Consider the following 23943-nt stretch of genomic DNA (forward strand, 5'->3'; position numbering starts at 1 on the left):
GGGGCGATGAGCGACCAGGACCAGGACAGCGGTCGTCGCCGGGCGGGCGGCCGTGAGCTGCTCACGGTGATCCTCCTCTCGGTGACGGCTGTGCTCACCGCATGGTGCGGCTTCGAGTCGTCGAAGTGGGGCGGCGAGATGTCGATCGCGTTCAGTCAGGCGTCGAGCGCGAGAGTGCAGGCGGCGGACGCCTCGTCGGAGGCCCGTGACGCCCGACAGTGGGACCTGACGATCTGGGTGCAGTGGGTCCTCGCCGACGCGAAGGGCGACGATCAGCTCCGCTCCTACGTGCAGGATCGCTTCACCCCGGAACTCCGACAGGCCTTCGGCGCGTGGGAGGCCGACGGGCGCGCCGCCACAGGACCCTTCGCCGTCCCGTCCTACGAACCGGCGGGGACCGAGCGGGCCGAGGCCCTGTCGGAGCGCGCCGACGCACGGTTCGACTCCGCCCTCGAGGCGAACCAGCGCGGCGACGACTACTCGCTGTTGACGGTGCTGTTCGCGCTGGTCCTGTTCCTTGCGGCGCTCTCGCAACGGGAGCTCCGCGGATGGGCTCGGACGACGCTCTTCCTGACCGCGCTCGCCGGCGCCGTCACCGGGATCGTCCTGCTCGCGATGTTCCCGATCAAGATCTGAGGACGCCGGCGCAGTCACGCCTCGGGGAACACCCGGGCCCAGTCGTCCCGCACGCTCACGACGACGACGTCCCGTGCGGCCGCCTCGCCGAGGAGCCGCTCCGCACCCTTGTCGTAGGGCACGTCACCACGTCCGGTGTCGTCGTCGTGGTGGATCGTCAGTCGCAGACCGGACCGGCCGGGCCGTGCGTACTCGAGCATCTCGCGGTCGCCGTCCGAGTTCCCGACCGCGATCGCCGGCCGCTGACCGATGCGCGACCAGATCCGCACCGGCTTCTCGGGGCCGTCGTCGAAGAACGCCAGCGCGTTGCCGTACCGGACCTCGCCGTCCACGTACTCCAGGCCGAACGCGGTGCCGACGACGCGCTCGGGCGGGATGCCGAAGGCGTCGAAGATCGTCGAGCGCATGAAGTCCCGCTCCCCCGCGGACACGACGTAGCAGGCGAAGTCGTTCCGGTGCAGGAGGTCGACCAGTTCGACCATGGGCTGGTACACGGTCTCCGGGTAGGGCACGCCGAGCGACGGGTGGGTGTTCGACGCGTAGAACTCCGCCACCATCTCGGCGTAGCGCTCGACGCTGACGCCGGCGGTCACGCGGGTCACCGCGGCGAAGAGCAGACCGAGGTCGCTGTCGTCGCCGGCGGTGTGGCGGTCGATCGCTCCCCCGATCCAGGCGAGGTCGCCGGCCGCTGCCGCAGCGTAGGGCTGCGTCGTGGCGAGTGACGGATCGGTCCGAGCGGCCTCGGCCCACTGCGCGACGAGCCACTGCAGTTGTGTCGGGACCGGCTTCTCGGTCCACAGGGTGCCGTCGTTGTCGAACACGGCGACCCGCTCGGCCGGAGCGAGCGGGTCGGGGCCGCCGGTGACGTCGGCGACGTCGGCGACGTACTGCAGGATCGCGTCACGGGTCCGCCCGTCGCGCCAGGATGGGAGTTCTGTCATGTGGTGCAGCCTCCGTGCTCCGTCACTGCGCTGCCTCATCCGCATCGGACGAGATCTGCGGCGACGACGGCCGCCGGCCTCACCCGGCTGCGACGCGGAAGCCGATGTGGCTCATCCCGGTGTCGGTCTCCTGCCCACGGCGGGCGGCCGGACGGTAGCGCCGGCAGTAGCTGTCCGCGCAGAGGAACGACCCGCCCTTGACCACGCGCCGCTCCACCGCTGCACCGGAGTCGTCCTCCGGCGCGCAGCAGTCGTGCGCCGTCGCGCCGGCGTCCGTGTGCTCGACGTACCGGTCGGTGGTCCACTCCCAGACGTTCCCCGCGGTGTCGTGCAGGCCGTACCCGTTCGGCGGGAACGACCCGACCGGTGTCGTGCGCCCGTACCCCCGCTCCGCACGCCACGGGAACGCACCGTGCCAGTAGTTGGCGCGCGGTCCGCCTGGCCGTTCCGGATCGTCACCCCAGGTGAACTCCGCCTGGTCGAGTCCGCCGCGCGCCGCGTACTCCCACTCCGCCTCGGTCGGCAGCCGGGCCCCGGCCCACCGTGCGTAGGCGTCCGCGTCCTCGTACGCCACGTGCACCACCGGGTGGTCGGCACGGTCCGCGATGGTCGAACCGGGTCCGAACGGACGGCGCCAGTTCGCGCCCGGTGTCCATGCCCACCACTGGCTGAGATGCCGGAGGTCGACCGGACCGCTCGTCCCGGTGAACACCATCGAGCCGGCGTGCAGGTTCTCCGGCGGGGCGCCCGAGTACAGAACGGGATCGAGGGGTCGCTCCGCCACCGTGCGGTAGCCGGTCTCGCGGACGAACGCCGCGTACTCCCGGTTCGTCACCGGTTCCGGGGCGATCGCGAAGGCGTCGACCGTGACCTGGTGAGCAGGGGCCTCCTCCGGGTAGTGGGCGTCGGACCCCATGGTGAACGTGCCGGCGGCGATCCGCACCGTGGTGGTGCGGATCGCCGTCGAGGACCGTGCCCTGTCCGGCATGCTCAGTCCCCGCCCGCGAGGAAGGACTGCAACTTGTCGACGGCCTGGTCGATGCTGAACGTCGCCGCACGCTGCCGGGGTGGGAACTCCTCGAAGGTGTCGAGGAACTCGGTGACCAGGGTCGTCGCGGCGAGCAGCAGGTAGTCGTTCTCGAACAACCAGTCGAAGTAGGTGTTCGACGTGACGTCGGCGCGTTCGAACGGGTCGGTCCTCAGGTTGTAGAGCTTCGGCACCCGGAGCGTGACGAAGGGGTCGAACCAGACCTGCAGCGTCCCGTTGACGCGCTGCTCCATGAACACCGCCTTCCAGTTGTCGAACCGGAGGGCGAGGACGTCGCCGTCGTCGGAGAAGTAGACCAGGCCGGGTCGCGGCCCCTTCTCGACCTCGCCGGTGAGGTACGGCAGGAAGTCGTACCCGTCGATGTGCACCTTGTACGTGCGGTCGCCGATCGTCTTGCCCTTCTTGAGCTCGTCGACCGTCGTGGAGTCCCCGACCGCGCTGAGGAACGTGGGGAACCAGTCGTGGTGCTGGATGATCGCGTTCGAGATCGATCCCGCCTCGATGTGCCCGGGCCACCGGATCATCTGCGGGACACGGAACGCGCCCTCCCAGTTCGTGTTCTTCTCGCTGCGGAACGGAGTCATCCCGGCGTCCGGCCAGGTGTTCATGTGCGGCCCGTTGTCGGTCGAGTAGATCACGATGGTGTCGTCCGCGATCCCGAGCTCGTCGAGCTGGTCGAGGAGCGATCCGACCACGCGGTCGTGGTCGATCATCGTGTCGTGGTACGGCGACTGCCAGCGGCCCGCCTGCCCGATGCTCTCCGGCTTCGGGTGCGTCCGGAAGTGCATGTGCGTGGTGTTCATCCAGACGAAGAACGGGGTGTCGGACTCCGCCTGCCGTCCGATGAAGTCCATCGCGGCCTCGGCGAACTCCTCGTCGATGGTCTCCATGCGCTTCTTCGTCAGCGGCCCGGTGTCCTCGACGCGCTGCTTGCCCCGGCGACCGTAGCGGCCGTCGACCGTGTCGTCGTCCTCGTCGGTCGCCCACGAGTGGATCACCCCACGTGGACGAGCGCGGTCGTTGAACGCCGGGAACTCCTCGACGGACGGCCAGTTCGCCGACTCCGGCTCCTCCTCCGCGTTGAGGTGGTACAGGTTGCCGTAGAACTCGTCGAACCCGTGGGCCGTCGGCAGGAAGTCGTTCTTGTCGCCGAGGTGGTTCTTGCCGAACTGCCCCGTGGCGTAGCCGTGCGGTTGCAGCACCTCGGCGATCGTCGGGTCCTCGGCACGGAGCCCGAGGTCGGCCCCGGGCATCCCCACCTTGCTCAGCCCGGTGCGGAACACGCTCTGCCCCGTGATGAACGACGATCGGCCGGCGGTGCAGCTCTGCTCGCCGTAGGAGTCCGTGAACCGCATCCCCTCGTCCGCGATCCGGTCGATGTTCGGCGTCCGGTACCCCATCAGCCCGTCGCTGTAGGCGCTCAGGTTCGTGATCCCGATGTCGTCGCCCCAGATCACCAGGATGTTCGGCTTGTCCTTGGGCATCGCTGTCCTCCTCGGTCGCGGAGCCCGCACCCGGTGCGCGTGGCCCTGCGGCGATGCTGGGCGATCCCCCGGCGGCACGGGCCACCCCGAGCGGGTGAGATCGTGCGCAACCCCGGCGCCGGCCCCGACGCCCGCCCCGGCCCGGGGACGAACGAGGGAACAGGATTCGTCGGGTGGGAGTCCCCGACCCGACGATTCCTGTTCCCTCGACGCAGCCCGCGCGCACGACCCAACGCCGCCCCCGCACGATCGCGAGAGCGCCCCGGCCCCGCGCCAGACCTACCGCTTCAGGTTCGTCAGCTCCTGCAGCACCTCGTCCGAGGTCGTGATGATGCGCGCGTTCGCCTGGAACCCGCGCTGCGCCACGATGAGGTTGGTGAACTCCTGCGACAGGTCCACGTTCGACATCTCGAGCGTGCCCGAGGCGAGCTGGCCGACCCCGGGCGAGCCCGGTGCGCCGACGGAGGCGTTGCCCGAGTTCGCGGTCGCCCGGTAGCCGGAGGCGCCGGTCTTCTCGAGGCCCGCCGGGTTGGCGAAGGTGGCGAGGGCGACCCGGCCGATGGCGAGCGAGGCCCCGTTCGAGAAGGTGCCGACGACGGTGCCGTCCTTCGAGATCGAGTAGCCCTGCAGCGAGCCGGCCGAGCTGCCGTTCTGCGACGCGATCGACGCCGTGTTGAGCGTCGCGAACCCGGTGAGCTGGGTCATGTCGACGGCGATGTTCCCGACGGTCACGGTCCCGCCGGCCGTCAGCTTGCCGTCCGCGCCGAAGGTGAGGGACGACGTCGCCTTCGTGCCCTGCCCGTCGCTCGCCTCGACGTCCCAGCCGGCCGCGGTACGCGTGTAGGCGAGGGACATGGTGTGCTTCGCGCCGGACGAGTCGTACACGGTCGCGTCGCGGGTGATGACGGCACCCACGGCGGTCTCGGACGGCAGGTTGCCGGTGACGCCGGCGGTGGTGGTGCGCACGGCGGGTGCGGCGGCGTCGAGCGGGAGCACGATGTCGCCGAGCTGGCCGTTCTCGTTCACGACGCCGTTCGTGGCCGGGTAGCCCTGCACGATCTTGCCGTCGGCGGACACCAGGCGGCCGTCGGCGTCGAAGTCGAAGGCTCCGGCGCGGGAGTACACGGTGTCGTTGCCGAGGCGGGTGACGAAGAACCCGTCGCCGGAGATCATCAGGTCGGTCGCCTTGCCGGTGGCCTGGGCGGACCCCTGCGCGAAGTTCGTCGAGACACCGGCGACCTGCACGCCGAGGCCGATCTGCGCCGGGTTCGTGCCGCCGATGCCGGTCTGCGGTCCGCCGGCACCCTGGGTCATCTGCGACAGGGTGTCCTGGAAGACCGTCGACGACGCCTTGAAGCCGACGGTGTTGACGTTGGCGATGTTGTTGCCGGTGACGTCGAGCATCTGCTGGTGCGAGCGGAGCCCGGAGATCCCGGAGTAGAGCGAGCGGAGCATGGTGCGTCCTTTCGGAGAGGCAGGAAGAGCAGGAAGAAGAAGAAGGGGAAGCGGAAGGGGAAGGAGCGTGGTCAGGAGGCCGGAGCGGTGGTGGTGATGCCGGAGATCACGTCGAGGGCGACCTCCTTCCCGTTCACGGTGACCGTGGGCACGCTGTTCGCGTACGACACGGCCGAGGCGGTGCCGGTGACCGGCTTCCCGCTGACGGCGTCGGTGTAGCTGACCTGCTTGCCGACGAGGTTGGCGGCGGCGATCCGCATCTGCAGCGAGAAGTTCTCGTTCGCCGTCGTGGTCTGGTTCGTGATCTGCTCCATCATCGCGAGCTGCGTCTGCTGGCTGATCATCTGGTTGGTGTCCATCGGAGAGGACGGGTCCTGGTTCCGCAGCTGCGTCACGAGCAGCTTCATGAAGACCTCGGAGTCCATGGTCTGGGACTTCTGCGAGGTGCTGTTGGCGGCGAGGGCCGCGGCCTGTGCGGCCTGGTCCACGGAGCCGGTGATGCCGTCGATCGGCATGGTCGTTCCCTTCGGTTTCGCCAGTGCGAGGTGTCGTCGCTCAGGCGAGGACGTCGAGTCCGACGCTGCGGACGGTGGGCGTGTGGGCGGTGCCGGGCGTGCGCGAGGTGGGTCGCGCCTCCAGGCCGGGGTCGACGCGGGGAGCCGCCGGAACGGGCCGGTCGTCGTGACCGGAGCGGGTGTCCGGCTGGTTCTGCGAGGACAGGTCGAGGGTGGTCGACACGCCGGTGCCGGCTGCGTCGCGGCGCAGGTCGGGCAGTACCTGGCGGACCGCGTCGCGGCCCGCGTCCGAGGCCGCGAACAGCTCGACGTGCATCCCGTGCGCCGTGACGTGTGCCCGCACGGTGACGGGCCCGAGCGCGTCCGGCGTCAGCTGGACGGTGACGACGTGCTCCCCCGGGCCGGCCTGCGCGAGCGTGAACACGGGGCGGCTGAGCTGCTGGGCGAGGGGCGCCGGCGCGTTCGCGGCGACCGCTCCGGAGGCCGCGGGGGCCGCCGTCGCGGAGGTGTTCGGCACCGCGAAGGGCGTCTCGGCACCGCGCGGTGCGGTCACGGCCTGGAGGCCCGGATCGCCCTGCTCCGATCGGCCCCCGTCGTTCCCGTGGCCGGTCTGGGCTCCGCTCCCCGTGGTCGCGTCCGGCTGACCGGGCTCGGCCACGCCGGCTGCGGTCGCCGCGGTCGCGGAGGTGGTCGGGCTGGTGCTCGGAGTGGTGGGGACTGCGTCGGCAGGGTCGGCCGCCGTGGTGAGCACCACGGGGGTGCCGGTCGTGGTGGTGCCGGGCGTGGCGCTGAGGTCGGGCGTCGTCGCCGTCGTCGAGGCGGCCACGGGTGCCGCGATCGGCGTGGCGGCGGGTGCGGTCGTCGGGGGTGCCGTCGTCGTGGGCGCGGTAGCCGTGCTGACGCCTGCGGTCGGTGCCGCGGTGCCCGCACCGTTCGCCACCGGTACCGGGTTCGACGGGGTCGGGGTCGACGGGGTCGGCGCCGGCGTCGGCGTCGGCGTCGGCGTCACGGGCGGCGTGCTCGTCGCCGTGCTCGTCCTCGGGGCCGACGCGGTCGGCAGTGGTGCCGATGCCGTGGCTGCCCGGGTGTCGGCCGACGCGGGCACCGGTCCGACCGGCGTGGCTGCGGACAGGGTGTCCACCACGGAAGCCGTCGCTGCTGCCGCTGCCGTCGTCGCGGCGTCCGACGTGGCGCCGTTCGCCGCACCGATCCCGGTCGTGCCGGATGCCGTCGGGCTCGTCGTCGGGTCGATCGCCACGGGTCCGGACGCTCACGACGCCCGGAGCCGTCGCCGACGCCGCCGCCGACTCGCTCGCCAGGGCCGCGTCGGGCGCGTCGGCGCTCCCGGCCGCGTCCGTCGCCGAACCCCTCGGTGAGATCGCACTTCGGCGGCACGGTCGCGTCCGGAACCGTCCCCGACTGCGATCTCGCGGGCGTCCCGATCCCCGTCCCGACCGGCCTGGCGATCGGCGTCGCGGCGATCGGGTGCGTCGCGGGGGCCGTGCGGTGCGCGTCGGGCGCGGCGGCGGCCAGGGCAGCGCCGAACGAGTCGGCGCTGCCGCGCTGGGCCGGCCCGCCCGAGGGCTTCGACACCGCCGGAGCGACCGGCGTCGGAGTGGCGATCGTCACGCTCATGCGGCGCTCCCGGAGTTCATCAGCGACATCAGCGCGGCGGTCTGCAGGTCGGTGGAGCCGGGGGCGTGCACGGCCGTCGCGGCGGTGGGTGCTGCCTGCGCCGGGACGATGCGCCGGATCGTGGCGATGTCCGAGTCCTTGTACCAGTTGTCGACGATCCGGACGTCCTTGCCCGGTCGCGGCGCGTGCAGCACCTTGCCGTCGCCGACGTAGATGACGACGTGCCCCTCGCCCTTCGGGATGATGAGGTCGCCCGGCTGCGCGTCCTTCAAGGAGCCAACTTCGACGCCCATCTTCGCCTGGTCCGGCACGACCCGGGGCATCGTGACCCCGAGGTCCTTGAACACGGTCTGCACGAGGCCGGAGCAGTCCATGCCCGACGTGGTCGTGCCGCCGAAGACGTACGGCACGCCGAGGTACTTCTTGGCGTCCGCGACGACGTCCGAGCCGGTGGCACCGCTGCCCGTCGCGAGCGTCCCGGTACCGGCGTCGACCGAGGTGGCCGGGGCGGCCTTCGCCGGTGCGGTCCCGGCCGGCGAGCCGGTGGCCGTGGCCAGGGCGTCCGCGAACGCGCTGGACGTCGCGGTGCCGGCAGCGGACGACGCCGCCGACGACGACGACGACGAGGGTGCCGCGGCCGTCCCGGTGCGCAGGGCGTCGATCTGGGTCCGGATCTCGGAGATCCGCGAGAGCACGGCGTCCACGCTCATCGGGCACCACCTTCCGCGCGGCGTCGGGCCGCGATCTCGTCGAGGGCGTTCTGTTCGGTGCGGAGGTCCTCCGCGGTCTGCTGCTCCACGTGCTGCGCCTCGAGCTTCTCGAGCCCGAGGGCCGAGCGGCGGGCGCCGTTGTAGGAGTCCTGCGCCTGGTCGGCGTCGGAGCGGCGGGAGCGGACGACGGCGTCGAGCTCCTCGAGCATGCCGCGGGTGGCCGCACGTGCGGCGGCGACCGCGCTGAGGGTGGCGGCGTCCTGGATCGGTTGCGTCCCCTCGACGTCGGCGAGGCTGCGGCGGGCCGCGATCCGGGCGTCGGCGGCGTCGCGCACCCGCTCGTTCGCGGTGGCGAGGGCGGCGGCGGCACGGTCCTGTTCGGCGTGCCGCAGGCGGAGGAGTCCGGCGAGCGGGAAGCGGCGGGCCATCAGACGACCGCCAACTGCTGCACGAGCATGCCGAGGTGCTGCCAGGACGCAGCCGAGGTCGCACGCTCGTCCATGCCCTGCCGGAGGAACGCGTCGATCGCGTCCTGGTGGTCCACGGCGGCGTCGACGAGCGGGTTCGTGCCCCGCTGGTACGCGCCGACGTCGAGCAGGTCCTGCGCCGCCTTCCGCGCGGCCATCACCTTCCGGAGCGTCGTCGCGGCACCGCGCTGGCCCGGGGTCGTCACCTTCGAGGCGACGCGGGACACCGACCCGAGCGCGTCCACCGAGGGGAAGTGCCCGGTGATCGCGAGCTTCCGGTCGAGCACGACGTGACCGTCGAGGATGCTGCGGGCGGCGTCGGCGATCGGTTCGTTGTGGTCGTCACCGTCGACGAGCACGGTGTACAGGCCGGTGATGCTGCCGATCCGGTCGGTCCCGGCGCGTTCGAGCAGCCCGGCGAGCACCGAGAACGTCGACGGCGGGTAGCCCCGGGCGGCCGGCGGCTCGCCGACCGACAGCCCGATCTCCCGCTGCGCCATCGCGACGCGGGTGAGCGAGTCCATCATGAGCACGACGTCCTGGCCGGCGTCGCGGAACGACTCGGCGATGCGGGTGGCGACGAACGCGGCGCGCAGGCGCATCAGCGCGGGCTCGTCCGAGGTGGACACGACGACGATCGAGCGTGCGAGCCCCTCGGCGCCGAGGTCGTCCTCGAGGAACTCGCGCACCTCGCGGCCGCGCTCCCCCACCAGGGCGATCACGTTCACGGCGGCGTCGCTCCCCCGCGCGATCATCGACAGCAGCGAGGACTTGCCGACGCCGGAACCGGCGAACAGGCCCATGCGCTGCCCGCGGCCCACCGTCGTCAGGGTGTCGAGCACCCGGACCCCGAGCTGCATCGGCGTGTCGATGCGCGTGCGTGCCATGGCGTTCGGCGTCGCGTGGTCGAGCGGCACCCACTCGACGGGCTCGCCGCTGGCACCCACGAGCGGCCCGTGGTCGTCGATCGGCCGTCCGAGTCCGTCGAGCACACGGCCGAACAGCCCTGTGCCGGTCGGTACGAGGACGGGCCGTCCGGTGGGTCGAGCGGGCGTGCCGGCGGTGACCCCGGTAAGGCGTCCGAGCGGCATGCAGCGGACACCGGTGACGTCGGTCGCGACGACCTCGACGGCGGTCAGCGGGCCACCCTCGGCACCGACTGTGACGACCTCGCCGACGCGTGCGTCGAGCCCGGCGATGGTGAGCCCGAGCCCGCCGACGGCGCTCGTGACCACCCCGACGCGCCGCGGCGCCGCCTGGCGGAGCGCATCGTCGAGGCCACGGGGGCGGAGCAGCGTCGCGGTCACGAGGCGACCCCCAGCGCGGTGCGGGCGCGTCCGAGCGCGGTGGCGATGCGGGCGTCGAGCAGGCCGTCCGGCAGGTCGACGACGGCGTCGCCGTCGACGAGGGACGAGTCCGCGACCACCGGGACGGGCAGGTCCAGGTCGGCCACGCGGGCCGCGTCGCCGACGCTCAGCCGGATCGCGACGGCGACCGTCCGGTCGATGGAGGCGAGCGCCCGCATGACGGTCGCCTCCGCGCCGGACGCCCCCCGCGCCTCCAGGCCGTGGGCGTCCGCCGGTCCGGTGGGCGCTGCGTGCGGACGGCCTGGAGGCACGGATCGCGTACCCGACGACGGCTTCGGCCAGGTCGAGCGCGGCGGCCGCGACGGACTGCTCCGCGGCCTCCAGGACCGGCGTCACCTGGGAGAGCATCGCGGTCGTGGCCGCGTCGAGCACGGCGATGCGGCGCGCGGTGTCAGCGTGCATCGAGGCGACGCGGGCGGCGTGCTCGGCCTCGAGCCGGGCGCGGAGGGCGTCCGTCTCGGCCTGTGCAGCGCGGAGGCCCGCGGCGTACCCGGCGGCGTGTCCGCGCACGTCGCGCCGCGGCGCGGTCGCGGTCAGAGGTGCCGGTGATGACGGGGAACGTCATGCGCTGGACGGTGGTGTCAGTCAACGAGCTCGTCCTCCTCGGCGCGGTGGACCGTGATGACGCCCTGCGCCTCGAGCTCGCGGACGGACCGGACGACCTCGGCGCGCGCCTCCTCGACCTGCGAGACGCGGACCGGGCCCATCGCCTGCAGCTCGTCGTCGAGGAGCTCGCGGTTGCGCTCGGAGACGTTCGCGCGGATCGTCTCGACGACGGGAGCGGCGGCGCCCTTCATGGCGGTCGCGAGGAGCTTCGAGTCGATGCCGCGCAGGACCTGCTGGATGTCGCGGGACTCCGAGCTTGACGATGTCCTCGAAGGTGAGCATCCGGGACCGGATGTCCTCGGCGAGTTCCGGGTCGCGCGCCTCGAGGCCGTCGAGCACGGCCTTCTCGGTGGCGACGTCGGAGCGGTTGATGATCTCGACCAGGGGTGCGATCCCGCCGACGACCTCGACGCTCTCGCGCGGGGACACGACGGCCCCGGCGCGCTGTCGGAGCACGCCGGCGACGATCCCGACGGCCTCCGGGGTCGCGCTGCCCATGGTCGCGAACGCCTGGGCGACGTCGGTGCGGTCGCGCTCGTCGACGCCGGCGAGGACGGCGCTGGCCTGGGCCGGCTTGAGGTGTGCGAGCACGAGCGCGACGGTCTGCGGCAGCTCGCCCTCGAGCAGGCTGATGACCTGTCCGGGCTCGGCGTCGTCGAGGAAGTCGAACGACTGCCCGGCGAGGTTCGAGGCGAGACGGTCCATCACGCCCGCGGCCCGCTCGGCACCGAACGAGGCCTCGAGCAGCCCGAGCGCGGTCTCCTTGCCGCCGCGCTTCTGCAGCCGGCCGCTCAGGGTCATCCGGTGGAACTCGGTGAGGGTGCGGTCGACGACGGTGTCCTCGACGCGGCGCATCCGGACGATCTCGGCGGAGATCTCCTCGGCCTCGATCTCGGTGAACTGCTTCATCACCTCGGCGGCGCGCTCGGTCTCCATCTGCATGAGGATGAGCGCGACCTTCTGGGCGCCGCTGAGCGGACGGTCGGCGTTGCCGGCGGCGGAGGCCGGGGTCAGGGCGCTCACCACGCTCGCCCGGTCGTCGAGCAGGCCGCGGAGGAGCTCGGCGGTGCGCTTCGGGTCACGCTCGGCCAGGGCGGAGATGTCCTGGCGGCGGCGCTCGGCCGAGATCTCCTCGGTGGTGAGCACCTCGGTCGGGGCGTCGTCGTGCGGGATGCTCGGCAGCGCCACGGTGGGGGCGTCGCCGGCGCCGAGGGAGGCACGGTCGTCGGCCCCGTCGACTGCCAGGGGCAGCTGGAAGGTCTCGCCGCCGAACGCGTCGAGCTCGCCGAGGTCGACGGCTTCGCGCTCCTGCTTCCGGCTGCGGCGGACCAGGAACACCATGATCGCGATGAGCGCGAGCAGGCTGCCGAGCACGATGCCCGCGGTGCGGATCGCCGACCACAGGGACGCCTGCTCGTCGGCCTTCTGCTGGGCCTCGAGCGCCTTCGTCGCACGGTCGGCGGCGCTGGTGTCGAAGTCCATCATCGCGACGCGGACCTGGTCGCCCCGGGCGGTGTCGACGCCGGCGGCCGCGGCCACGAGGTCGTTGATGCTCTGCAGGTTCGCGTTCTGCACCGCGTCGGCCTTGGAGTTGAGCGCGACCGAGATCGTCTGCCGGTCGAGCCCGCCCGAGGGCAGCTGGGTGGTCTCGGTGGTGTGATCGACGGCGTTGTTCTTCGTCGCGGACTCGTTCGTGTAGCCGTCGTCGCCGGTGCCGGTGCTCGCCGTGCCGTTCGGCACCGCGATGTTGTCCGGGCCGAGGACCCCGGTGGCTCCCTTGCCGGCGCCGGACCCGGAGCCGTACTGCTCCGTCGACGACGACTCGTTGAGCGCCACCGGACCGGTCGTCGGCGTCGTGTAGGACTCGGACGTGCGGGTGCCGGAGTTCTGGTTCATCGTCGCGGAGACCACGACGCTCGCGTTGCCGACGCCGAGCGTGGTGTCGAGCAGGTCCTGCACCTTCTTGCTCGTCGAGGCGTCGTAGTCGGCGGCCTGGTCCGCGCCGCTGCCGGTCGCCCCGGTGCCGACGGCGGAGAGGGTCTGCCCCTTCGAGTCGACGACGGAGACGTCGGTGGGCTGCATCCCCTCGACCGCGGCGCTCGTCAGGTGCACGATCGCCTGGACCTGGTCGGTGCTGAGCTCCGCGCCGTTCTTCGTGGCGATGAACACCGACGCGGTCGGGTCCTTCTCCTCGGCCACGAACACGGTCTTCTCCGGGATCGCGAGCTGCACGGTGGCGGTCTGCACGCCGTCCATCGCACCGATGGTCTTGGCGAGTTCGCCCTCCATCGCACGCTTGTACGTGACGTCCTGCTGGAACTCGGAGCTCGTCACGCCCATCTTGTCGAGGAGCGAGTAGCCGCCCTCGTTCGACGACGGCAGGCCGTTCGACGCGGCCTTGAGGCGCTCCGAGTACACGGAGCCCTGCGGCACCAGGATCGTCGCGCCGCCGTCGGTGAGCTGGAAGGGCACCCCGTCGGTCTGGCAGCTGGTCCGTGACGCTCGCCGCGTCGGTGGCGGCCAGGCCGGTGAACAGCGGCGCGTAGGACGCCTTGCCGAGCCAGCTCGCGAGGGCGAAACCGCCGAGCACGAGCGCGGCGATGACGAGGATCGCGATGGTCCGCTGGGCGGCGCTGAAGCCCTTGACGTAGGCGGCGAGGCGACCGAAGAGGTCCTTGACGGCGACGGGCATCAGGCCTGCATCCTCATGATCTCGTTGAAGGCGTCGACGCCCTTGTTGCGGACGGCGGCGACGAGCTCGAGGGTGACCTGGGCACGCGTCGAGGCGATCGTCGCGTCGTGGATGTCGTCGAGGTTGCCGGTGACGGCCTTGAGCGCGAGCGTCTTCGAGTCGCTTCTGCAGCTGCTGCAACCCGTCGACGGCGTTGCCGAGGGACGCGGCGAAGCCGGCGCCGCTCGTGCCGGTGGCGCTCGTCGCGCTGGTCCCGACGTCGCTGGACGTGCCGGAGACCGAGGTCAGCGCGTTCGTCATCGCGTTGGTGGTCACACCGTTGACGGCGTCGATGGGCATCAGTTCTTCCCGATCTGGAGTGCCGCCTCGTAGGCGGTCTTGGCACGGTCGACCACGGCGGCGTTCGCCTGGTAGCCGCGCTGGGCCATGATGAGGTCCGCCATCTGCGTGCCGAGGTCGATGTCCGGCATGCGGACGTAGCCCTCCTCGTTCGCGAGCGGGTTGTCCGGGTCGTAGGTGACGCGGCCGGCGGCGCTGCCGAACGCGGCGCCCTTGACGTAGGCGCCGGAGACGCCGGCACCCTCCTGCACCTCGACGTAGCGCGCCTGGAAGGCGGTGTCGTCCATCGACTTCACTGTGTTCGCGTTGGCGATGTTGTCCGACACCGCGTCGAGCCACTTGCGGTGCACGGTCATGCCGGTGCTCGCGATGCCGATCGCGTCGAAGGTCGTCACGAGTTGGTCCGCATCGCCGCACGGACGCTCGTCAGCTCGGAGTTCATCGCCTGCGTCGCGAACTGGTAGCGGAGCACGGTGTCGACGTTCGAGAGCGTCTCCTCGTCGAGGTTGACGTTGTTCCCGTTCGTGTTCGTCGGCTCGAGGCTCCGCGCGACGGTCGGCGCGGTGCTGCCGCTGCCGTCGACGATCGACTTCGCGAGGGCGTCCTCGAACTGGACCTTCTCGGCGTGGTAGTTCGGCGTGTTGATGTTCGCGACGTTGTTCGCGATCACGCGCTGGCGCATGGAGAGTCCGTCGAGCGCGCTCTGCAGCGCTGCCGACGTCACGGAATCGAACACGGTGGACTGTCCCCTCGATCTGCGACATCCCCTGTCGATGTCGCCGATTGGCGGTGGCCGATCCGTGGCCGAACTGGTGAGCGATCCGTGCTCGTGGTGCGCTGTCGGCCGGGCCGTGGGGCGCGTTAGGCGTCGCCCCGAACGGGGGGCGGTGTCGCCCGCGGGGCGGGTGGGGCGCGCGGGGCGCGTGCGGGGCGCACGGCGTGGTCGCGTGCGCATGTTCCGACATCCCACGCGTCGATCACCAAGTGGATCGTCGGAACATGCACACGCATCACGTGCGTGCGCATCGAGCGACGAAACACCCGTCGATCACGAGGTGCTGTGTCGCCTCATGCGTGTGCATGTTGCGACCGGCACCCGCGGCAGCGCCCGCGCGTCAGGCCGACGCGTCGAGGTACACGGACCCGCGCGGCTCCGCGCGTCGCGTCCACCGCCCGGAGCGCCCCGAGGTGCTCCCCGCCGAACGCCGTCCCACCTCGAGCGACGTGATGCGGTCCCGCTGCGCGGCGAGCAGCCGGGAGGCATGCCCCACCAGTTCGCGCGGGATCGGTCCCAGCCCGGTCGGCTCCGACCACCCCGAACCGGTCACGGGACCGGCCGTCGGTGCGGCGTCGCGCTCCAGCTGGTCGAGTACGGCCTCCCAGCCGGTCCGGTCCGGGTCGTTCGACGCGGAGGTCTCAGGCGACACCGAGCGCACCGCCCGCCGGACGCTCGGCCGTGGTGACCGCCGGCAGCGACGCCGCAGCCTCGTGCCACGACTGCCGCAGCGGTTCGAGGATCCGGATGCAGTCGCGGGTGGCCTGCACGTCGCGGTGGACGTTCGCGGTGATGAGCGAGGTCGAGGCGTAGTTGTAGATGGCCAGCAGCCCCTCGCCGCCGTCCCACACGTCGATGCGCAGCGTGGGAGGACAGCTCGCCGACGATCGCCTGCGCGTGCAGGAGCTGTTCGCGCGCGGCTTCCCAGTCGGCCGAGGTCTGTGCGGCCTCGGCGCGGTGCAGGTCGAGCAGGAGCCGGTCGTAGAGCATCAGTGACGAGCTGCGCGGGCGTCGCCGAGAGCACGGCCTCGTTCGTGTACTGGGCGCGGCGCTGGTCGGTGACGGTGCGTGGCTGGGCGGCCTGCCGGAAGGCGGCGGCCTGGAGGTCGAAGGTGTTCACGGTGGTTCCGGTCAGCTCGAGGTCGACGCGAGCTGGCTGGCGAGCCAGCTCGACTGGGACTGGAGTTTGCTGAGGCTGGTCTCGAGCGACGCGTACAGCGTCTGCAGGACGCGCGTCGGGCGGTGAGCCGGTCGGTCCAGCTGTCGATCTGGGTGTTGAGGTCCTTCGCGACGGCCTGCTGCCCGGTGATGCTCGTGGTGATCGAGCCGTCGTACTTGTCCGAGGCGGCGGTGGCCGCGGCGCCGACGTTGCCCGCGATGCCGGAGAGCATCGCCTGCGTGCCCTCGGGGTCGGTGGCGAGGGCCTTCTGGAAGGCGTCGGCGTCGAAGGTGAAGTCGCCGTCCTTCGTGATCGAGATGCCGATCGACGACGGGGACTCTCCCACCCACGGGGGCGGACATCGTGCTCGTCAGGCGCTGCACGACGTCGCGGGTCGTGCCGTCACCCGACAGCACGCCGGCGGTGGTGCTCGTCGTCCCGGTGGTCGGGCTCGTGGTGCTCGTGACCGCGGTGTTCGAGCCGTAGTACGCGGTGACGGCGTTCATGGCGTCGACGAGCCCGGACGCGACGGCCTGCGCCTTGGTGGTGTCCTGTGTGACGCCGACCGTGACGGCCTCGGTCGTCGGCTTCGTCACCGTGACGGTGAGTCCGGGGACGAGGTCGGTGAAGGTGTTCGTCGCGCTCGTGACGACCTGCTCGGCGGCGGTGCCGGCCCAGAGCGTGACGCTGGCGTCCTTCGCCTGTGCGACGACGGCCGCGCCGACCTCGGTCAGGACGTTCGTGGCAGTGCCGGCGGCCACCTGGTCGGTGGTCCCCCGGTACACCTGGAACGCACCGGCCGACCCGGTCTTCGCCGACGTGAGCTGCAGGCGGTAGAGCTCGTGCCGTCGGCGTCGGCGCCCGCGGCGACCTTCGTCGCGGTGACGCCCGCCCCCGACTTGTTGATCGCGGAAACGGTGTCGTCGAGTGACCCGGACGCCGGTGTGACGGTGGTCTTCGTGCCGTCGGCTCCGACGAGCGTGAGCGGCTCAGCGGCGGCGGACCACGTGGACATCGCGGCGGTGACGCCCACCTGGGCCGACGCGGTCGCGCCGACCGAGAAGGTGACGGAGCCGGCGGTCGCGTTCGCGCCGGTCGTGGCGGTGACGGCCGTCGAGGAGCTCGTGGCGGCGAAGACGTCGAGCGACGTGGCCTTGGCGGCGTCCTTCGCCTTCGTGGCGAGCGTCTGCACCAGGCTGTTGATCGTCTGCAGTGACGAGATGAACGAGTTGGTGCTGGTGAGCTTGTTCTTGAGGAGCGTCTGCGGGACACCCTCGACGCTCATCAGCGAGTTGATGAGGTCGGTGGTCTTGAGGCCGCTGACGAGGCCGTCGATCGCGAGGCTGCTGGCCGATGACACGGACGACATCGAGGGCTCCCTGCCGTCGGAGGTGGTGGTGGGTGTGGGCGACCCGCCGCCCGGGAAACCTGAACGATCCCGGACGGCGGCGTCATCCGGTGCTAGCGGAGGAGCGAGAGCACACCCTGCGTGCTCTGGTTCGCCTGCGCGAGCATCGAGGTGCCGGCCTGGCTGAGGATGTTGTCGCGCGTGTACTTGACCATCTCCTGCGCCATGTCGACGTCGGTGATGCGCGAACCGGCAGCGGTGAGGTTCTCCTTGGCCACGTTCGTCACGTTGATGGCGTGGTCGAAGCGGTTCTGGATGGCACCGATGTTCGAACGAGCGGTCGAGACGGCCTTGATCTGCTTGTCGATCGCGGTGATCGCGGTCTGCGCGTTCGCAGCCGTGTCGAACGCGATCGTGCCGCCCGTGCCGTCACCAACGGTGAGAGCGGTCGCGACCGCTGCCACGTCGGCACCGGTCAGGTCGACCGTGATCTGGCTCGCCGGGCCTGCGTTGGCACCCACCTGGAAGGTGAGCGAGGCGCCGTTGTTGTTGCCGGCACCCTTCAGCAGGTCGATCCCGTTGAACTGCGTCGAGTCCGAGATGCGGGAGAGCTCCTTCTGGAGCTCCGTGACCTCGGTCGAGATCGCCGTCCGCGAGTCCGCGTTGTTCGAGTCGTTACCGGCCTGGACGGCCAGGTCGCGCATGCGCTGGAGGATCGAGTGGGCCTCGGTGAGGCCACCTTCAGCGGTCTGCACGACGGAGATGCCGTCCTGCGCGTTGCGGGCGGCGACCGTGAGGCCACCGACCTGGGACTTCAGCCCCTCGGAGATCGACAGACCGGCAGCGTCGTCGGCAGCACGGTTGATGCGGAGACCCGACGAGAGCTTCTCGAGGGACTTCGACAGGTCGTTCTGCGTCGCGTTGAGGTTCCGGTACGTGTTGAGTGCCGAGAGGTTGGTGTTGATGGACATACCCATGGTGGTTTCCTCCGTGAAATCTGGGTCTTGCGTCGGCCCGTCCGTGGGCTGACATGGATGACTCTCGACCGGTTGGCCGGAGTCGTTAGGGGTTCGACGAAAAACTCTTCGTCGAGGTCTCAGCTCGCCGCGACCGCGGGGGTGGCGACGTCGTGCACGGCGCGCGCGACGCCGGCCGCGGCGTTCGCGGCGACCCGCGCCAGGTAGGCGCTCCGGCGCGCGGCGGTGGTGCGCGAGGCGGGCTCGACGGCCACGCCCTCGTCGCCGTAGTGCGCCGCGAGGCCGTCTCGGAGCAGGCGCATCGCCTCGGAGCGCTGCTGCGACACGGCCGAGTGGGTGATGCCGAGTTCGGCGGCCACCTCGGTCACGGTCCGGTCACCGAAGTAGACGTTCTCGACGATGAAGCGCATCCGCTCGGGCAGCGCGTGCACGGCGGCGCGCAGGTAGCGGCGCTTCTCGGCCTCGAGCAGGTCCTCGCCGGGGAGTGGCAGGTCGGCCGCGAGCGTGTCGTGCACGGTCTCGTCGAGGGGGCTGACCGTCCGCGCGGCGTCGGTCATCGCGTCGGCGGCGGTCTGCCGGTCCACACCCATCGCGTCGGCGATCTCCTCGACGCGGACGCTGCGGCCGAGCCGGGCGGACAGTGCCTCCTGCGTGGCGAGGGTCTCGCGGATCCGCTTCCGGGTCCCGCGGGAGGCCCAGTCGGCGGAGCGCATGTCGTCGGCGATCGCGCCGGTGATGCGGGTGCGGGCGTAGGCGCCGAAGGGCACGCCGAGGTCGGGGTCGAAGGCGTCGGCCGCTGCGACGAGCGCGAGCGATCCGACGGCAGCGAGGTCGTCGCGGTCGAGGTGCGTGGCACGTGCACGGACGTCGGCGACGATGTAGCCCACGAGCGGCAGGTGCTCCACGATCATCGCGTTGCGTTCGGTGCGGTCCATGTTGTTCCCCTGGTCATCCCGGCATGACTGCCCCGTCCGTGGGCACGGCTGACGCCGGCCTCGGATGGCCGGTGTGTACGCCGAAGAACCACCCGGGTCCCTCCGGGTGGTGCGCTCCGCGCCCCTGAGACGCGGCCCCGGGGTGTCCCCGGGGTGCGCTTCGAATGTATCGGCTGGCAAAGCCCTGTACGCGTGCACATCCGTCCCCAGTGCGGGGGTGTGGGGGTGGTTTCCCGGTCGTCATTTTGGGGGACCCCGCGTCGGGAACGGTCGTTCTTGTCCCCCGTCTTGGGTCATTGCCTGGAGGCGCGGCCCGGCCCCCGCACGCCGTCTTGCGTGATCCCGCACCTTACGCCCGGCTAGCGCACGCCGATAGGTCTCGCTGTCCGCAGGATGACCGACACACACCCCCACGGGAGGAGCTGATGAGCGTGAACGAACTGTCCGCCGTGCTCTGGCGCGAACGCGAACTGCTCGAGCTGCTCACCTTCAAGCTCGAGGAGGAGCAGCTGCTGCTCGCCGCCGGCCGCTCCCGCTGGGTGTCCCACGCCAGCCGCGAGGTCGAGCAGGTCCTCGAGCGCCTCCGCAGCACCGGCCTCGAGCGCGCCGCGTCGAGTGCCGAGGTCGCCGAGGAGTGGGGCGTCCCCGCCGACGCTCCCCTGCGCGAGGTCGTCGCCGCCGCGCCGAACGGCCCCTGGGGCGAGATCCTCGCCGCACACCTCACCGCGATGATCGAGCTCACCACGCAGATCGGGGTGCTCCGCGACGAGAACGACCGCTTCCTCCGGACCGCCGCGCAGGCGACCGAGGAGACCCTCGCGGGGTCGGTCACCGGCGCTGCGACCTACGACGCCACCGGCACCTCGGGCTCCGGCTCGGACGGCGCCCGGCTCTTCGAGGGGACCCTGTAACCGTGGTCAGCACCTTCGGCTCCCTCGCCACCGCCTACTCCGGACTCGCCGCCGCACGCGCCGGCATCGACGTCACCGGCCAGAACATCGCCAACGCCGGCACCGCCGGGTACACGCGGCAGCGGGTCACGCAGTCGTCGATCCCGGCGGCGCAGACCGGCTTCATGCGCGGCACCGCAGCCCTCGCCGGGCAGGGCGTCTCGGTCGACGGCATCGCCCGCCTCGGCTCCCTCACCCTCGATGCCGGCGTCCGCGTCGCCGCCGGGTCCTCGGCGTACGCCGACGCCCGCGCGACCGCGCCTCGGCGCTCGAGGACGGCCTGAACGAACCCGGCAAGGACGGGCTGTCGGCGAAGCTCGACGCCTTCTGGTCCTCGTGGAGCGAACTCTCGACCCACCCCGACGACCCCGGTGCCGCCGGCGCCGTGATCGGAGCTGCGAAGACCGTCGCCAGCGTGCTCGCGACCGGCTCGAAGGCCGTCGACGCCCAGTGGTCCTCCGTGCACGGCACCGTGCAGGGCCAGGTGCAGCAGCTCAACGCGGCCGCCACCCAGGTCGCCGACCTGAACGGCCGGATCCGCACGACGCTCGCCTCGGGCGGCAACGCGAACGAGCTCCTCGACCAGCGCGACCAGCTCACGGAGCAGATCGCGACCCTCGCCGGTGGCACGGTCCGCGCGAACGGCGACGGCACCGTGGACGTCCTCATCGGCGGCAACGCCATCGTGCAGGGCTCCGACGCGCGTTCGGTCGTGCTCGGCGGCGGCGAACGCCTGGCCGACGGCGCTCCCGTCACGCTGACGTGGACCTCGGGCACCGCCGGCGCGGTGTCGATGTCCGGCGGCACGATCGGCGGCAACCTCTCCTCCTCGCACCCGCGACCGCGAACGGCACCGGTGGCGCCCTCGCCGAGGCGTCGGCCTCGTACGACCAGGTGGCGACGAAGCTCGCGACGGCGGTCAACGCCGTGCACGCCACCGGCACGACGCCCGCCGGCACCACCGGCACCGCGTTCTTCGCGGTGACGGCCGGCGTCCCCGCGGCGCAGGGGCTCACGGTCGTGCCGACGGACGGCAGCGGCCTGGGCGACGCGGAACGCGTCGGGGCAGCTGGACGACTCGTTCAGTGACGCACTCTCGCGACTCGGCGCGGCGTCCGACGGCGCGGACCGCACCTGGGCGACGTTCGTGGCGGGGGTGGGCACTGCCTCCCGGTCGGCCGCGTCGGAATCGACGCTGACCGGACTCGCGCTGACCAACGCGCGGTCCCAGCAGCAGTCCGGCGCCGGTGTCGACCTCGACGAGGAGAACGTGAACCTGCTGAGCTACCAGCACGCGTACCAGGGCGCGGCGCGCGTCCTGACCGCCGTCGACGAAATGCTCGACACCATCATCAACCGCGTCGGACTCGTCGGGAGGGGCTGACCGTGATCACCCGTGTGACCACCCAGATGTCGATGGCGGCCGCGTCCGCACGGCTGCAGGCCGGGGCGGCGAAGCTCGCCCAGCTCACCGAGCAGGCCACCACCCTGCAGACCATCCAGCGTCCCTCGGACGACCCGGTCGGCACCGTGTCGTCGATGCAGGTGCGCAAGGAGCAGGCCGCCGCGGCGCAGTACACGCGCAACGCGAACGACGCCGTCGGCTGGCTCGCCACGACCGACAGCACCCTGTCGAGCGTGTACTCGGTGCTCAACAGCGTGCGCGACCTCACCGTGCAGGCGGCGAACAGCGCCACCATGAGCGACACCGACCGCGACGCCTTCATCACGCAGTTCCGGTCGCTGAAGACGGACCTGGAGTCCCGCGCGAACACCACCTACGGCACCCGCTCGGTCTTCGCCGGGTCCTCCACCTCGGGCACCCCGTACGACCCGGCGACCGGCTGGGTCCCTCGGGCACCGACGTCACCCGGCGCATCGGCGACGACACCACCGTGCGGGTCGACACCCCCGGCACGGACGTCTTCGGCTCGGGGTCGTCGTCGGTGTTCAGCATGATCGACTCGATCGTCACCGACCTGCAGAACGGTGTGAACGTGAACGCCAAGATCGGCGAAGTCGACGCGGCGCTTCACCACCGTGCGCGGCGCCCAGGCCGGCGTCGGCGTCCGGCACGCTGCCGCCCTCGCCGCCCAGGACTCGCTGAAGACCGCGACCGTCTCGCTCGAGAACCGTCGCGCCGGCATCGAGGACAAGGACCTCGCGAAGGCCGTCCTCGACCTGCAGGTGCAGCAGACCAACTACCAGGCAGCCCTCGCGGGTCACCGCGAAGGTCCTGCAGCCGACCCTGATGGACTACCTCGATGAGCATCGACCTGACCTTCGCCGTCCCGCCGTTCGGCCTCTCCCCCGCACCCGTCTTCACGCTGACCCCGTCGCCGGCGCCGAGGGCCTGTTCACCCTCGTGGGCGAGGACGAGCGGCTCTTCGTGCTCGACGCCGCCGTGCACCTGCCGTCGTACGCCCCCGAGCTCACCGACGAGCAGGCCAGCGCGCTCGCCCTGACCGACCCGGCGGACGCGATGCTCCTCGTCGTCGCCAACCCGGGCGCGTCCGGCACGACGGTGAACCTGCTCGCGCCGATCGTCGTCAACGCCCGCACCGCCGCCGGCGCCCAGCTCATCCTGGAGGACCAGGACCTGCCGCTGCGCGCGGAGCTCGCCCGGCGCTGAGCGCGGCGCGCCGCGCCCCGGCGCGCCGGGGCGCGGCGCGGCGCGGCGCGCGGCGGCGCGGCCGGCGGCCCGGGCGCGGCGTCGCGTCTGGCCCCCGTCGAAAGTTGCACACGCATACTTCGACGTCCCACGAGTCGATCGACGCGTGCCTCGTCGCAACATGCACACGCACCCGTTTCACGCGCATGAATCGACTTTCCACGAGTCGATCGACGCGTGCTTCGTCGCAAGGTGCACACGCATCAAGCGACACCGCTCCTCCACACCGGCGCTAACGGCCCCGCTTGTCCACGGATCGCCGAACGTGCGGCACCCGCGCGAAGCGCTCCGCGACGCTGAGCACGTGACCAGAGCAGACGACATCCGACTCATCAGGGACGACCGGACTCCCGAGCGCCGAGCGACGCGCAGTCGAGCGAGCGGCCAAGCGCGGCGAACTGGAACGGATCCGACCGGGTGTGCTCGTCGAGCCAGGTTCGCTGGACGGCCTGTACCCGAACGAACGGCACGTCGTCCTCGTCCGGGCCTCGAGCAGCCGGCTCCGGACAACAGGACGTCCTGTCCCACGAATCGGCATGCGCCGTCCTCGGCCTGCCGTACATCGGTCAGTGGCCCGCGAAGGTGCACGTCTCCGACCCGACGACGACCCACACCAGGGTGACCGCCTGGTTCGTCCGTCACGGCGCCCGGAACCGACCGCCAACAGGGACACTGGACCGTCACGGCCTCCGTTCCACGACCGCTGCTCGGACCGTCGTCGACATCGCGGCGACCCGCCCGCTGCTCGGAGCACTCCCGGTGCTCGACCACGCACTGCGAACGGTCGCGTCGCAGCCCAGCGAGCTCCAGCGCGAGACCGAGCGACTCGAGAAGGGGCATGCGAAGGCGGCACTGGCGATCGCGATGGGGTCCGCGCCGTCGGAGTCGCCGGCGGAGTCGGTGTGCCGCGTCCGCTTGCGGCAGGTCGGCGCTCCCGAGCCCGAGCAGCAGCACGTCTTCGCCCTCGGCACGGCGAGCGGACCGCCGTGGTCGACTTCTGGTTCCCGCACAGGGCGTCGTCGTCGAGGTCGACGGCAGATCGAAGTACTCGGACGACCCCGGGCGATCGACCGCCGACGCCCACTGGCAGGAGAAGCGGCGCGAGGACTTCATCCGCTCCTTCCCCGAGGTCCGCTACGTCGTCCGCCTCAGCTGGGCGGACCTGATGGACCCTGATCGCGTGCGGACGGCGCTCGTGCGCGCGGGTGTGCCGTGTCGGTGAATCCGACCCGC

The 23943-nt window shown here is 71.8% G+C and carries 29 protein-coding genes and 5 pseudogenes; 11 read left to right on the forward strand and 23 right to left on the reverse strand.

What is annotated here, in order from left to right; translation table 11 throughout:
* The first annotated feature begins 6 nt into the window (after positions 1 to 6).
* Positions 7 to 636 carry a hypothetical protein gene (locus ACZ8AI_RS12320; RefSeq protein ID WP_464858449.1) on the forward strand — a complete coding sequence of 210 codons (630 nt, stop codon included), beginning with the start codon at positions 7 to 9 and terminating at the stop codon, positions 634 to 636.
* Between the two features lie 14 nt (positions 637 to 650).
* Here the strand turns inward: ACZ8AI_RS12320 and ACZ8AI_RS12325 are convergent, their stop codons facing one another.
* From ACZ8AI_RS12325 to ACZ8AI_RS12350, 6 genes are all read right to left on the reverse strand, one after another.
* On the reverse strand, positions 651 to 1577 hold the full coding sequence (locus ACZ8AI_RS12325; RefSeq protein ID WP_464858450.1) for an HAD family hydrolase: 927 nt from the start codon (positions 1575 to 1577) through the stop codon (positions 651 to 653).
* Between the two features lie 79 nt (positions 1578 to 1656).
* Positions 1657 to 2565 carry a formylglycine-generating enzyme family protein gene (locus tag ACZ8AI_RS12330; RefSeq protein WP_464858451.1) on the reverse strand — a complete coding sequence of 303 codons (909 nt, stop codon included), beginning with the start codon at positions 2563 to 2565 and terminating at the stop codon, positions 1657 to 1659.
* 2 nt (positions 2566 to 2567) lie between these two features.
* Positions 2568 to 4109: an arylsulfatase gene (locus tag ACZ8AI_RS12335; protein ID WP_464858452.1), complete on the reverse strand. Its 1542-nt coding sequence runs from the start codon at positions 4107 to 4109 to the stop codon at positions 2568 to 2570.
* A 279-nt stretch (positions 4110 to 4388) separates the two neighbouring features.
* Positions 4389 to 5564: a flagellar hook protein FlgE gene (locus tag ACZ8AI_RS12340; RefSeq protein WP_071291424.1), complete on the reverse strand. Its 1176-nt coding sequence runs from the start codon at positions 5562 to 5564 to the stop codon at positions 4389 to 4391.
* A gap of 71 nt (positions 5565 to 5635) precedes the next feature.
* Positions 5636 to 6079 carry a flagellar hook assembly protein FlgD gene (locus tag ACZ8AI_RS12345; protein WP_464858453.1) on the reverse strand — a complete coding sequence of 148 codons (444 nt, stop codon included), beginning with the start codon at positions 6077 to 6079 and terminating at the stop codon, positions 5636 to 5638.
* A 40-nt stretch (positions 6080 to 6119) separates the two neighbouring features.
* Positions 6120 to 6905: a flagellar hook-length control protein FliK gene (locus tag ACZ8AI_RS12350; protein ID WP_464858454.1), complete on the reverse strand. Its 786-nt coding sequence runs from the start codon at positions 6903 to 6905 to the stop codon at positions 6120 to 6122.
* Here ACZ8AI_RS12350 and ACZ8AI_RS12355 point away from each other — a divergent pair.
* Complete coding sequence (locus ACZ8AI_RS12355) at positions 6862 to 7455, forward strand: hypothetical protein (protein ID WP_464858455.1); 594 nt, start codon at positions 6862 to 6864, stop codon at positions 7453 to 7455. The two genes, ACZ8AI_RS12350 and ACZ8AI_RS12355, sit on opposite strands and share 44 nt — an antisense overlap.
* Before the next feature lie 255 nt (positions 7456 to 7710).
* On the opposite strand, the gene ACZ8AI_RS12360 is transcribed toward ACZ8AI_RS12355, so the two are convergent.
* The 4 genes from ACZ8AI_RS12360 to ACZ8AI_RS12375 are packed head-to-tail and all read right to left on the reverse strand — an operon-like array spanning position 7711 to position 10416.
* Positions 7711 to 8424: a C40 family peptidase gene (locus tag ACZ8AI_RS12360; RefSeq protein ID WP_464858456.1), complete on the reverse strand. Its 714-nt coding sequence runs from the start codon at positions 8422 to 8424 to the stop codon at positions 7711 to 7713.
* Positions 8421 to 8852: a flagellar FliJ family protein gene (locus ACZ8AI_RS12365; RefSeq protein ID WP_071291421.1), complete on the reverse strand. Its 432-nt coding sequence runs from the start codon at positions 8850 to 8852 to the stop codon at positions 8421 to 8423. Before ACZ8AI_RS12365 ends, ACZ8AI_RS12360 begins: the two co-directional genes overlap by 4 nt.
* Positions 8852 to 10198 carry a FliI/YscN family ATPase gene (locus ACZ8AI_RS12370; protein WP_464858457.1) on the reverse strand — a complete coding sequence of 449 codons (1347 nt, stop codon included), beginning with the start codon at positions 10196 to 10198 and terminating at the stop codon, positions 8852 to 8854. Before ACZ8AI_RS12370 ends, ACZ8AI_RS12365 begins: the two co-directional genes overlap by 1 nt.
* On the reverse strand, positions 10195 to 10416 hold the full coding sequence (locus ACZ8AI_RS12375; protein ID WP_464858458.1) for a FliH/SctL family protein: 222 nt from the start codon (positions 10414 to 10416) through the stop codon (positions 10195 to 10197). Before ACZ8AI_RS12375 ends, ACZ8AI_RS12370 begins: the two co-directional genes overlap by 4 nt.
* Here ACZ8AI_RS12375 and ACZ8AI_RS12380 point away from each other — a divergent pair.
* Complete coding sequence (locus ACZ8AI_RS12380) at positions 10415 to 10807, forward strand: hypothetical protein (protein ID WP_464858459.1); 393 nt, start codon at positions 10415 to 10417, stop codon at positions 10805 to 10807. The two genes, ACZ8AI_RS12375 and ACZ8AI_RS12380, sit on opposite strands and share 2 nt — an antisense overlap.
* 32 nt (positions 10808 to 10839) lie before the next feature.
* Here ACZ8AI_RS12380 and fliG read toward each other — a convergent pair.
* The 13 genes and pseudogenes from fliG to ACZ8AI_RS12445 form a co-directional block, all read right to left on the reverse strand.
* Positions 10840 to 11806: pseudogene (gene fliG, locus ACZ8AI_RS12385) on the reverse strand (flagellar motor switch protein FliG).
* A gap of 417 nt (positions 11807 to 12223) precedes the next feature.
* Positions 12224 to 13336, reverse strand: a pseudogene (fliF, locus tag ACZ8AI_RS12390) (flagellar basal-body MS-ring/collar protein FliF); the annotation flags it as partial.
* A 219-nt stretch (positions 13337 to 13555) separates the two neighbouring features.
* Positions 13556 to 13895, reverse strand: a pseudogene (gene fliE / locus ACZ8AI_RS12395) (flagellar hook-basal body complex protein FliE).
* Positions 13895 to 14290, reverse strand: coding sequence for a flagellar basal body rod protein FlgC (locus ACZ8AI_RS12400; RefSeq protein WP_254785958.1), 396 nt, complete (start codon positions 14288 to 14290; stop codon positions 13895 to 13897). Before ACZ8AI_RS12400 ends, fliE begins: the two are co-directional and overlap by 1 nt.
* Complete coding sequence (locus ACZ8AI_RS12405) at positions 14287 to 14631, reverse strand: flagellar basal body rod protein FlgB (protein WP_071291417.1); 345 nt, start codon at positions 14629 to 14631, stop codon at positions 14287 to 14289. The genes ACZ8AI_RS12400 and ACZ8AI_RS12405 overlap by 4 nt, the downstream gene beginning before the upstream one ends.
* 379 nt (positions 14632 to 15010) lie before the next feature.
* A complete protein-coding gene (locus tag ACZ8AI_RS12410; protein WP_464858460.1) occupies positions 15011 to 15322 on the reverse strand; it encodes a hypothetical protein in 312 nt (103 codons plus the stop codon).
* The gene (locus ACZ8AI_RS12415; RefSeq protein WP_464858461.1) at positions 15312 to 15521 is read right to left on the reverse strand and encodes a flagellar export chaperone FliS; all 210 of its coding nucleotides are present in this window, start codon (positions 15519 to 15521) and stop codon (positions 15312 to 15314) included. The genes ACZ8AI_RS12410 and ACZ8AI_RS12415 overlap by 11 nt, the downstream gene beginning before the upstream one ends.
* Positions 15522 to 15597: 76 nt before the next feature.
* Positions 15598 to 15660, reverse strand: a pseudogene (locus ACZ8AI_RS12420) (flagellar export chaperone FliS); the annotation flags it as partial.
* Positions 15660 to 16175, reverse strand: coding sequence for a flagellar filament capping protein FliD (gene fliD / locus ACZ8AI_RS12425; protein ID WP_464858530.1), 516 nt, complete (start codon positions 16173 to 16175; stop codon positions 15660 to 15662). The pseudogene ACZ8AI_RS12420 and the gene fliD (ACZ8AI_RS12425), both read right to left, overlap by 1 nt.
* A gap of 61 nt (positions 16176 to 16236) precedes the next feature.
* Positions 16237 to 16614 (reverse strand): annotated as a pseudogene (fliD, locus tag ACZ8AI_RS12430) (flagellar filament capping protein FliD); the annotation flags it as partial.
* Positions 16560 to 17189 carry a flagellar cap protein FliD N-terminal domain-containing protein gene (locus ACZ8AI_RS12435; RefSeq protein ID WP_464858462.1) on the reverse strand — a complete coding sequence of 210 codons (630 nt, stop codon included), beginning with the start codon at positions 17187 to 17189 and terminating at the stop codon, positions 16560 to 16562. The gene ACZ8AI_RS12435 and the pseudogene fliD (ACZ8AI_RS12430), both read right to left, overlap by 55 nt.
* A 101-nt stretch (positions 17190 to 17290) precedes the next feature.
* Positions 17291 to 18154 (reverse strand): flagellin N-terminal helical domain-containing protein, encoded by an 864-nt coding sequence (locus ACZ8AI_RS12440; protein WP_464858463.1) that lies wholly within the window; start codon positions 18152 to 18154, stop codon positions 17291 to 17293.
* Between the two features lie 119 nt (positions 18155 to 18273).
* Positions 18274 to 19089 (reverse strand): sigma-70 family RNA polymerase sigma factor, encoded by an 816-nt coding sequence (locus tag ACZ8AI_RS12445; protein WP_464858464.1) that lies wholly within the window; start codon positions 19087 to 19089, stop codon positions 18274 to 18276.
* A 425-nt stretch (positions 19090 to 19514) separates the two neighbouring features.
* On the opposite strand from ACZ8AI_RS12445, the gene ACZ8AI_RS12450 reads away from it, so the two are divergent.
* The 8 genes from ACZ8AI_RS12450 (at position 19515) to ACZ8AI_RS12485 (ending at position 23886) form a co-directional block, all read left to right on the forward strand.
* Positions 19515 to 20000 (forward strand): flagellar protein FlgN, encoded by a 486-nt coding sequence (locus ACZ8AI_RS12450; protein WP_464858465.1) that lies wholly within the window; start codon positions 19515 to 19517, stop codon positions 19998 to 20000.
* Positions 20001 to 20002: 2 nt separating this feature from the next.
* The gene (locus ACZ8AI_RS12455) at positions 20003 to 20323 is read left to right on the forward strand and encodes a flagellar basal body protein (RefSeq protein ID WP_464858466.1); all 321 of its coding nucleotides are present in this window, start codon (positions 20003 to 20005) and stop codon (positions 20321 to 20323) included.
* A gap of 20 nt (positions 20324 to 20343) precedes the next feature.
* The gene (locus tag ACZ8AI_RS12460; RefSeq protein WP_464858532.1) at positions 20344 to 21024 is read left to right on the forward strand and encodes a FlgK family flagellar hook-associated protein; all 681 of its coding nucleotides are present in this window, start codon (positions 20344 to 20346) and stop codon (positions 21022 to 21024) included.
* Between the two features lie 171 nt (positions 21025 to 21195).
* Complete coding sequence (locus ACZ8AI_RS12465; protein WP_464858467.1) at positions 21196 to 21423, forward strand: flagellar basal body rod C-terminal domain-containing protein; 228 nt, start codon at positions 21196 to 21198, stop codon at positions 21421 to 21423.
* Between the two features lie 14 nt (positions 21424 to 21437).
* Positions 21438 to 21998: a flagellin N-terminal helical domain-containing protein gene (locus tag ACZ8AI_RS12470; RefSeq protein WP_464858468.1), complete on the forward strand. Its 561-nt coding sequence runs from the start codon at positions 21438 to 21440 to the stop codon at positions 21996 to 21998.
* An 81-nt stretch (positions 21999 to 22079) separates the two neighbouring features.
* On the forward strand, positions 22080 to 22307 hold the full coding sequence (locus ACZ8AI_RS12475) for a hypothetical protein (RefSeq protein ID WP_464858469.1): 228 nt from the start codon (positions 22080 to 22082) through the stop codon (positions 22305 to 22307).
* Positions 22291 to 22671 (forward strand): flagellar assembly protein FliW, encoded by a 381-nt coding sequence (locus tag ACZ8AI_RS12480; protein WP_464858470.1) that lies wholly within the window; start codon positions 22291 to 22293, stop codon positions 22669 to 22671. Before ACZ8AI_RS12475 ends, ACZ8AI_RS12480 begins: the two co-directional genes overlap by 17 nt.
* A 657-nt stretch (positions 22672 to 23328) precedes the next feature.
* Positions 23329 to 23886: a hypothetical protein gene (locus ACZ8AI_RS12485; protein WP_464858471.1), complete on the forward strand. Its 558-nt coding sequence runs from the start codon at positions 23329 to 23331 to the stop codon at positions 23884 to 23886.
* Positions 23887 to 23943: the final 57 nt, after the last annotated feature.

The organism is Curtobacterium sp. AC273 (assembly GCF_979253735.1).